Source organism: Allobosea sp. TAB14 (assembly GCF_052113865.1).
Lineage (GTDB): Bacteria > Pseudomonadota > Alphaproteobacteria > Rhizobiales > Beijerinckiaceae > Allobosea > Allobosea spartocytisi.
The window spans coordinates 1-9,302 of record NZ_JBFRDQ010000239.1 but is presented as its reverse complement, the minus strand read 5'-3'; the positions used below and the strand labels follow the sequence as shown (position 1 = coordinate 9,302).

General features: G+C 65.5%; 9 protein-coding genes and 1 pseudogene. 3 read left to right on the top strand and 7 right to left on the bottom strand.

Annotated elements, in window-relative coordinates; genetic code table 11:
- The 6 genes and pseudogenes from AB4Y99_RS24990 to AB4Y99_RS24965 all read right to left on the bottom strand — a co-directional run.
- On the bottom strand, nt 1-555 hold a 555-nt coding region (locus AB4Y99_RS24990; protein ID WP_441525211.1), incomplete at its 3' end, for an amidohydrolase.
- A gap of 43 nt (nt 556-598) precedes the next feature.
- Entirely contained in the window at nt 599-2,098 is a 1,500-nt protein-coding gene (locus AB4Y99_RS24985; RefSeq protein WP_441525210.1) for a M81 family metallopeptidase, read from the bottom strand.
- A 345-nt stretch (nt 2,099-2,443) separates the two neighbouring features.
- The gene (locus AB4Y99_RS24980; protein WP_441525209.1) at nt 2,444-3,424 is read right to left on the bottom strand and encodes an aldo/keto reductase; all 981 of its coding nucleotides are present in this window, start codon (nt 3,422-3,424) and stop codon (nt 2,444-2,446) included.
- Between the two features lie 83 nt (nt 3,425-3,507).
- Nucleotides 3,508-3,954, bottom strand: a pseudogene (locus tag AB4Y99_RS24975) (alpha/beta fold hydrolase); the annotation flags it as partial.
- Between the two features lie 28 nt (nt 3,955-3,982).
- Nucleotides 3,983-4,984 (bottom strand): NADP-dependent oxidoreductase, encoded by a 1,002-nt coding sequence (locus AB4Y99_RS24970; protein WP_441525208.1) that lies wholly within the window; start codon nt 4,982-4,984, stop codon nt 3,983-3,985.
- 67 nt (nt 4,985-5,051) lie between these two features.
- Nucleotides 5,052-5,840, bottom strand: coding sequence for an SDR family NAD(P)-dependent oxidoreductase (locus AB4Y99_RS24965; RefSeq protein ID WP_441525212.1), 789 nt, complete (start codon nt 5,838-5,840; stop codon nt 5,052-5,054).
- Nucleotides 5,841-5,950: 110 nt separating this feature from the next.
- Between AB4Y99_RS24965 and AB4Y99_RS24960 the strand changes: the two genes are divergently transcribed.
- Nucleotides 5,951-6,514, top strand: a complete 564-nt coding sequence (locus tag AB4Y99_RS24960; protein ID WP_038364285.1) for a TetR/AcrR family transcriptional regulator — start codon at nt 5,951-5,953, stop codon at nt 6,512-6,514.
- A 44-nt stretch (nt 6,515-6,558) separates the two neighbouring features.
- Here the strand turns inward: AB4Y99_RS24960 and AB4Y99_RS24955 are convergent, their stop codons facing one another.
- Nucleotides 6,559-7,437, bottom strand: a complete 879-nt coding sequence (locus AB4Y99_RS24955) for a LysR substrate-binding domain-containing protein (RefSeq protein WP_441525207.1) — start codon at nt 7,435-7,437, stop codon at nt 6,559-6,561.
- A 106-nt stretch (nt 7,438-7,543) separates the two neighbouring features.
- Between AB4Y99_RS24955 and AB4Y99_RS24950 the strand changes: the two genes are divergently transcribed.
- Nucleotides 7,544-8,689, top strand: coding sequence for a 2-aminoethylphosphonate--pyruvate transaminase (locus AB4Y99_RS24950; RefSeq protein ID WP_441525206.1), 1,146 nt, complete (start codon nt 7,544-7,546; stop codon nt 8,687-8,689).
- Between the two features lie 10 nt (nt 8,690-8,699).
- Nucleotides 8,700-9,302 (top strand): alkaline phosphatase family protein (locus AB4Y99_RS24945; protein WP_441525205.1); only part of this gene is annotated, 603 nt, incomplete at its 3' end.

The window sequence follows — 9,302 nt, the reverse complement described above, 5'->3', positions numbered from 1 at the left end:
ATCCGCGCCGGCCATGGCCGGGCCGGGGAAGACCGAGATCTGGCCGGCCTCGAGATTGGGTGCGTTGTGCAACCCGTAGATCTCGTCGCAGGGGAAGCGTTCGAACAGCTTTTCCGCGATCATCCGGCGCGCGCCACCGAGCCCTTCCTCCGCCGGCTGGAAGACGAAGATCGCCGTGCCCTTGAAGCYCCGGTTCTCCGCAAGGTAGCGCGCGGCACCGAGCAGCATGGTGGTGTGCCCGTCATGGCCGCAGGCGTGCATCTTGCCGGCCACCTTAGAACGCCAGGGCAGGTTGGTGGTCTCCTGGATCGGCAGCGCATCCATATCGGCCCGCAACCCGATGCGTCGGCCCGGCCCCGCCTGGCCGTGCAGCACGCCGACGACGCCGGTCGTGCCGATACCGGTATGAACCTCAATGCCCAGCTCCCTCAGCTTGTCGGCGACGATGCCGGCGGTGCGAACCTCCTCGAAGCCGATCTCGGGATGGGCGTGGAGATCGCGGCGGATCGCCGTGAGGTCATCCTTGAAGGCGTCGATCTGCGGCAGAACGGGCATAGGAACTCCAGGCGATGAAAGGCTGATGCGAGGGAGGACGTGCTCAGGCGAACGGCCTGCCGAGCGGTGATGTGCGCAAGCCCTGGCGCAGCCGGCGCCATGGCAGGACCGCCGGATCGACCGGCATCGGGCCGGGTGCCGCGCAGACGAGGATCGTCTCGGCGATCGGCTCGAAATCGGCGCGGAAATGCACCGAGCTCTTGTTGACGAGAATCGCCTGCTCCTCCGGTTCGATGCCGACCTGCCGATACATCGCCCGGTCGGCCATCTGCGCCTTGCGCGAGCCGACGACGATGCGCACCCCGCCGATGCGCAGGCAGGCGCTCGGCCCCAGATTCATGCGCGAACCGCCATAGAAGGGACCCGGCGCGACGAAGCGGCCGTCGGACAGCTTCTCCACGGTGAAGCTCGCCACGAGCGGGGCGTCGCCGGGAATGCGGGACTTCGCGCCAAGTGCGAGCGTGACGATCGCGCCTTCGCCCGCCTCATGGGCGGCGGCGGCGGCCTCGGGGTCGACGATGACGCCAATTGCGGCACGCTCAGCATCGTTGCGCACGAGGGCTGCTGCCATGCCCATCGTGTCGGAATCACCCCCGGCGCCGGGATTGTCCTGCGTATCGGAGATCACGATCGGCTTCGTCGCGCTCGCTGCGAGCCGCATCGCCTCGCGCACCCCGGCATCGGGATCGAAGACCGTGCCCTTGAAGGCGGCCTCGCTCGCCATCACCCGTCGGGCGACCGCGTCGGCCGCCGCGTCGGCCTGCGCCTGCGTCGTGCCGTAGGCGACGACGGTCGGCCCGCAATCCGGAAAGTCGGCGGCCGGGAAGCCGGGCAGGAAGGAGAGGCTCGGCACCGTCTCGCCTTCCAGCGCGGCAAGCTCGGCATAGATCGTGCGGCACGGTTCCATCGCCGTCGCCTGCCAGGCAATGGGGATGAGATAGGGAATTTGCCGGAAAGCCTTGGCCGGGCGCCTCGTGGTGCCGAGCAGGCCGGCGAGGGCCTGCGCGGCGCGGGCGCCCGTCAGGGCCATGTCGACATGCGGATAGGTGCGGTAGGCGACGAGCACGTCGGCGGCCTCGACCATCAGCGGGGTGACGTTGCCGTGCAGATCGAGGCTCGCGACCAGCGGCACGTCCGGTCCGATCACCGCCCGCACCCGGCGCAGGACCTCACCCTCGCCATCGTCGAAATTCTCGCTCACCATCGCGCCGTGCAGGTCGAGATAGACGCCGTCGATCGGCAGCGTCGCGCGAATCCGCTCCACCAGCTCGCCTGCGATCGTCTCGAAGGCCCCGGCCGTGACATGGGCCGAAGGGCTGGCGGCACACCATAGCGTCGGCACGGCTTCCCAGCCCTTCTCGCGGGCCACGTCGAGAAAGCCGGAAGCGCCGACATTGACGTTGGTCACGGCCGCGAAGATCGCCTCGCCCCGCGCCAGCGGCGGCCAGCCTCCGCCTTGCTGGAAGGCGTCCATCCCCGCCTTGCTCGGCGCGAAGGTATTGGTTTCATGCAGGAAACCGCCGAAGGCGATGCGGCTTGACATCGAAGGCTCCGATCGAGAAGAGCCGAGGTAAACACGCCACGTCGCGCCGACCAAGTGAGAATTTTCACCGCGGCTGCCCGGATATTGAGCTTTCAATCGCGAAATTCGCACAGGGTCGGCTTCAGGCCCAACTCCTCCCGCTGTGCCCCGTCCCGTCCGAGTGTTCAATTCCGGGGCGCAGCATGCGCCACGGGTCAGATACGCACCGATCGTCGACACCGTCCTCGGCGGCGGCCGATATGCCCGGGTCTCTCGTATCCAGGGCGGCCGCTGCCTCCAGCGCGTCTAACGCTGCAGCCCGATGCTCTCGAATGAGGCCTGGCGGGGCATCGGTAAGCTCGTGCCTCAGGCGACAGCGAGCGTCGTCGCGCGAGGTGGCGCCCCCGCCGGAGCGCTCGCCGCATCGAGGCGCGCAATCTGCTCCGCTGAAAGCTTCAGCGCCGCCGCGCCCAGATTACTCTCCAACTGCTCGAGCGAACGCGGGCCGATGATCGGCACGGCCCCGTGTGTCATGGCCCAGGCGATGGCGACGCGATCGGGACTGGTGCTGGCCTCTTCGGCGACCTGCAGTACGGCGTCGACGGTGGCTGAGCGTTGCGGCGTGTTCTCTGCCTGAAAGACGCGGCCACCAAATCCTTCGGCGCGCCCTGTCTCACCCTTGCGATATTTGCCGGTCAGCACGCCGCCGCCCAGAGGCGACCATGTCACAGCGGCGATTCCCAAGGCGTGACAGGCGGGGAACAGATCGGCCTCGGGTTCGCGATGGACGAGGCTGTGCTCGAACTGCGCGGCGGCAATTGGCACGGCTCGCGTCAGCTCAGTCAGCGTCGCCGCGCGTACCAGCCGCCAGGCGGGGAAGTTGGAGAGACCGGCGTAGAGAATCTTGCCGGCGCGCGCGAGATCGTCGAGGCCGCGCACGATCTCTTCCATGGGCGTCAGGCCATCGGGATGATGCACCCAGTAGAGGTCGATCCGGTCGGTCTTCAGGCGCCGCAGGCTCGCCTCTACCGAGGCGATCATGGCCTTGCGGCTGTTGCCCTTCACCAGCCGGTTGGCGTCCGGCGAGGCGCCATTGCTAAACTTGGTGGCGAGGACGAAATCCTCGCGCCGCCCCTCCAGCGCCTTGCCTAATATCTCTTCCGACTGGCCGAACTGATAAACGTCGGCCGTGTCGATGAAATTGCCGCCTGCCGCGGCGTAGGCGTCCAGAATGGCCACCGCCGTTTCAGGATCGGCGCCATACCCCCAGCCGGTGCCGAAATTGCCGGTGCCAAGCGCGAGTCTGGAAAGCTGAAGGCCGGTACGGCCGAACGTCATATGGTCCATCTGATATGTCCTTGTGGGCGGTGCTGGCGGTCAGGTGGCCAGGAACACCCTGGCCTTCGTCAGGAAGGCGTCGTGATGCTGGAAGATGCCGCCATGCCCGGCTCGATCCCGGTCCCGCCCGCAGGACCCGTGCCGGCGAGGATGGCGCGGCGGATGAGATCGGGGGCGTCAAACAGGATCTGCTGCGCGACGAAGCCGCCGAGGGAGAAGCCGATCAGGTCGACCGATTTCAAGCCAAGCGCGCGGATCGTGGCGATCATGTCGTTGGCCATTTCTGCGACTGTGAGCGGCGCCCTGCCGCCCGAGCTGCCGATGCCGCGATAGTCGAGCGCATAGACCGGTCGGTCGGCAGCCAGGCCCTCGACGATGGGAGGATCGAAATTGTCGAGGTTCGCGCCCCAGTGATTGAGCAGCACCACCGGCACGCCTGCATCAGGCCCGAGGCGGCGATAAGCGAAGCGCGTGCCGGCAGCCTCGACATGGCGGGTGGGTGCCGCCTTCCAGTCTGCGCTGCGGATATGGGTGGCCATGGCGAAATCCTTGTTTCCGAAAATCGCGTCACTTGAGCGTGACGACGACCTTTCCCTTGGCGCGACCAGTGTCGATGTAGGCGAGTGCGTCGTTCACCTGCGCGAAGGGGAAGGCACGATCGACCACCGGGCGGATCGTGCCGTCTTCGATCAGCCTGGTGATCCGCTCAAGCTGCCCTCCGTCGGCGTGCATGAAGAGAAAGGAATACTCGACGCCCGCGTGCTTCGCCTTGCGCCGGATGCCCGCGCTGAGCAGGCGCAGCACGAGCCGAAGCACCACGTTCAAGCCCTGGCTGCGTGCGAAAGCGGGATCGGGAGCGCCGGAGATCGAGATGAGCTTGCCGCCGGGCTTCAGCACCTTCAGCGATTTTTCCAGCGTCGTGGCATCGAGCGTGTGGAGCACGAGGTCGTAGCCCGACAGCTCTTCCTCGAAGTTCTGGCTGCGATAGTCGATGACGACATCCGCCCCGAGCTCCTTCACCATCACGGCATTGGCGGCGCTCGCCGTCGTCGCGACGGTGGCGCCGAGATGCTTGGCAAGCTGGATGGCGAAGGTGCCGACACCGCCCGACCCGGCATGGATCAGCACCTTCTGTCCCGGCTTGATCTGCGCGCGCTCGACCAGCGCCTGCCAGACAGTCAGCCCGATCAGCGGGATCGATGCGGCCTCGGCCATCGAGATATTGCCCGGCTTGAGCGCCAGATCGCTCTCGTTGACGACGATCCGTTCGGCAAAGGCGCCGATCCGCCCGTCACGGGGACGGGCATAGACGGCGTCGCCGACTTTGAAGCGCCGCACGTTTGCTCCGACGCTGATCACGGTGCCCGCCAGATCGTGCCCAAGCACGAGCGGCGTCTTGTAGGGTAGGACCAGCTTGAATGCACCGTCCCGGATCTTGGAATCGATCGGGTTGAGCCCTGCCGCGGCAACCTCGACCAGCACGTCGTCGGGACCTGGCACGGGTTCGGGCATGTCGCCCAGTCGCAACTGCTGTTTCTTGCCGTAGCGATCGAGGATGAAGGCCTTCATGATGCTGTTCCTCCAGATCAGGCGTCAGCCATGACGGCGGTGGGATAATCGATGTTTCGTTTGATGCTCAGGCGCCCGTGCGATACCGCTCGGCGCGACGTGCATTCCGGTAGTTCGGAAGCATGGCCTGACGCGCGGCCTCAAGCGCGTCCCACTGCCCGGCATCGGGAAGCGGCGGGATTGTCACAGCTTCGCGGCGGTCGAAGCCCACCAGCGCCGCATCGACCAGATCGCCCACCTCCATAACCCCGGTCATGGTATCGACCTCGGCACCGACATGGTCCCAGATCTCTGTTCGCGTCGTGGCGGGAAGCACGGCCTGGACGTAGACGCCCTTTGGGCCGAGCTCGAGGCTGAGTCCCTGCGACAGGAACAGAACGAAGGCCTTGGTTGCGCCGTAGACGCTCATTCCGAATTCCGGCGCCAGGCCGACCACGGAGCCGATGTTGACGATCGCCCCTTCGCCGGTCTCTGCAAGTCGCGGAGCGATGGCGCTGGCAAGCCGCAGAGGTGCGGTCGTATTGAGCGCCACGAGGCGTGCCACATCATCGGTGCGCTGCTCGATGAAGCTGCCGCCAATGGCGGTTCCGGCGTTGTTGACGAGAACCCCGATACGGACATCGTCGCGCAGCCTGGTCTCCACCGCCGCAAGGTCTCCCGGTCGCGTAAGGTCGGCCTGGATGATGTCGATCGCCACGCCCGTCTCCTGACGCAGCCGATCCGCCAAGGCTTCCATGCGCGCGGTGTTACGGGCGACCAGCACCAGGTCATGCCCGCGGCGCGCGAAGCGCTCGGCATAGGCGGCGCCGATGCCGGTGGAGGCGCCGGTGATGAGAACTGACGGAATGACGGTCATAGGGTTGCTCTCTTTTGTGGTCGCATTTATATTCATGACGATCATCATGATTGATGCTAAATATGATGGCCATCATGTAAGTGTCAATGGTGCTCGCGGAGAATTTTGAAATGAAGGTCAGTCGAGAACAGATGGCGGAGAACCGTCGCCGGATTCTGGATGCGGCCAGCCGGCTGTTTCGCGACAAGGGGTTCGACGCGGTCGGCGTCGCGGAGGTGATGAAAGCCGCCGGTCTCACCCATGGCGGATTCTATGGCCACTTCAGCTCGAAGGACGATCTGATCGCGCAGACCCTTGCCCATGTCCTCACCGTGGACGCGGGCGGAGGGGGCGATTTTCGCTCGTATGTAGATGCTTATCTTTCAACCGGTCATCGCGACAACTGCGCCGGTGGTTGCCCGACCGCTGCCCTGGCTGCGGCCGTGCGCCATCAAACCCCGGCTGCACGCGCGGCCATGACCCAGGGGCTGCGGTCGCAGCTTGACCGGATCGGCGAGGCGCTCCCGGAGTTGGATGTGGCGGACAGACGCCGCGTGGCGATCGGAAGCTTTGCGGCGATGGTGGGAGCTATGATCCTCGCCCGGGCGGTAGACGATCCCGCGCTCTCGGATGAGGTCCTGGAGCAGACGCGTGATTGGATCGATGCCGGGATCAATACGGCATCCGCCAGCTAAGGGCTCTGTCCGGCGTCCTGATACGGCCGAATCTGGCCTTGGTGCTAGGTCCCTTCGACGATTTGCTGCACCATCTCAAAGAAGCTCCGGACCAGAGGCAGGCGGCGCCGCTCCGCCCGGCAGGCCACATATTCTCCGACGCTGAAATCAGCGCCGGTCAAGGTCAGCCGCTTCAGGTTGGAGTCAGGTCTGAATTCGGCTTCGAAGACGACGCCAATGCCGAAGCCGGCCGCGACCGCCTCTCGAACAGCTTCGCGCGATTGCACTTCGAGCAGGTTCATCGGTTTGACGGCAGCCATCGACAGCCTGTTCTCGATCACCTCCCTCGTGATGGATCCCCGTTCGCGCAAGACGATATCCTGACCTGCGAACGCCTCGATGGGGATGCTGTCGTGCCGAGCGAGTTCATGGTCGGCCGCGATGAACGCGATCAGATTGTCCGACCGCAGCTTGATGCTGTGGATGCGAGGATCGGAGTTCGGGCGCGCCGTGATCGCGACATCGGCGACGAAATCCATGATCTGATCGACGACCTCGGRCGAGTTGCCGATGGTCAGCGAGAAGGTGAGCCCCGGGTAGTTCGCGCGCATCTTCGCGAGGGCCGCCATGACATGCGTCGCGCTGTCAGCCGCAATCCGCAGATGGCCGCGCTGCAACGTTCGCGTGCCGGCCAGGAGAGCCTGCGCCTCGTCCTGGGCGGTGAACAACCGGGCGGTGATCACGAAAAGGCTCTGCCCGAGCGGGGTGAGCCTAACCTGCCTGCCCATCCGATCGAAAAGACGCACACCATACGCGTCCTCGAGCGTCTTCACCTGCGTGGAAAGCGTGGGCTGGCTGAGATTCTTGGCCTTCGCCGCGCTGGTAAAACTTCCCGCTTCGGCCACGGCATGAAACGCAGCGAGGCCGGAATAGCTGACGGCCATATCTATAGATCCTCTCTATATCAAACATGAAGAGGATGTATTGGACCTATGTCAAGAGCGTGTTCTAGCGTCGGCCATCCGCTGGAAAACGAGAGCGAGACCTGCAATGGCCCAAGCCCGACGCCCCGCCACCTCCGAAACCGGCGACCCGCTGCTTCTGACGCCGGGGCCTTTGACGACCAGCCGCGCCATCAAGGAGGCCATGGTGCATGACTGGGGCTCGCGCGACGCGACCTTCGTCGGCATCAACAAGGCGGTTCTGGAAGAGCTGCCGAAGATCATCCATGGCGGCGAGGACTTCGTCACCGTGCCGATGCAGGGCTCCGGCACATTCGCCGTCGAAGCGATGCTGACCACCTTCGTGCCAAGCGACGGYAAGATCCTGGTCCTGATCAACGGGGCCTACGGCCAGCGCGCCAGGCGCATCCTGGAGATCGCCGGCCGCGCCGTCGCCGTCCACGAGACCGCCGAGGACACCCCGCCCGATCTCACCGAGATCGACCGGATGCTGGTCACGGATACCGCCATCACCCACATCTTCACCGTCCATTGCGAGACGACCAGCGGCATCCGCAACCCGGTCGAGGCGATCGCCGCGCTCGCCAAGCGTCATGGCCGCCGCCTGTTGATCGACTCGATGAGCGCGTTCGGCGCCCTGCCGCTCGACAGCCGCGAGGTCTATTTCGACGCGGTCGCCGCCTCCTCGAACAAGTGCATCCAGGGCGTTCCCGGGCTCGGCTTCGTCATCGCCCGCAAGAGCGCACTGGCCGAGACCAAAGGCAATGCCACGACGCTGGTGCTCGATCTCCATGACCAGAATGCCGGCTTCGAGCGCACCGGGCAGTACCGCTTCACCCCGCCGATCCATGTCATCGTCGCCTTCCACGCAGCCTTGCAGGAATTCTGGGCCGAGGGCGGCGTCGCAGGCCGCGGCGAGCGCTATGCCGAGAACGCCCGTATCCTGATCGAGGGCATGGAAGGGCTGGGCTTCCGCACGCTGCTGCCGGCGGCCCGGCAGGCGCCGATCATCGTCACCTTCCACATGCCGCAGGACAAGAACTTCGTCTTCCAGCGCTTCTACGACGCGCTGAAGGATGCCGGCTACGTCATCTATCCCGGCAAGCTGACGGTCGCGGACAGTTTCCGCATCGGCTGCATCGGGGCGCTGGGCGCCCAGGACATGCGCGCCTTCGTCGCCACGGTGTCGGATGTCCTTGATGAGATGGGCGTTGGCTTGAAGTCGGCCGCTTGAGGAGGTGATGATGAACATGCATTCGAAAGTCGGGTCGGATGTCGTCGCGAACGGTCGGGGTTATGCCCGGCCGCAGCGCCCGACGGTTGTGATCTGCATGGACGGCTCGGAGCCGGCCTATATCGAGGCCGCCAGCGCCAAGGGCCTGACGCCGAACCTCGACCGGATCATGAAGACCGGCGCCAGCACCCATGCCTATTCGGTGATCCCGAGCTTCACCAACCCGAACAACCTCTCGATCATCACCGGCCGCCCGCCGGTCTGGCATGGCATCGCCGGCAACTTCTTCTACGACCGCGAGGCCAAGGAAGAGGTGATGATGAACGATGCCCGCTTCCTGCGGGCACCGACCATCCTGGCCGAGTTCCAGAAGGCCGGCTTCAAGGTCGCGATGGTSACSGCCAAGGACAAGCTGCGSACCCTGCTCGGCAAGGGSCTSGAYTTCRCCWSCGGCASSGCGATCGCCTTCTCCTCGGAAAAGGCCGACAAGGCCAACAYGSCYGAGAACGGCATCGAGAACGTGCTTGATTTCGTCGGCATGCCGGTGCCTTCCGTTTATTCGGCTGATCTCTCGGAATTCGTCTTCGCCGCCGGCGTCAAGCTGCTGGAGAGC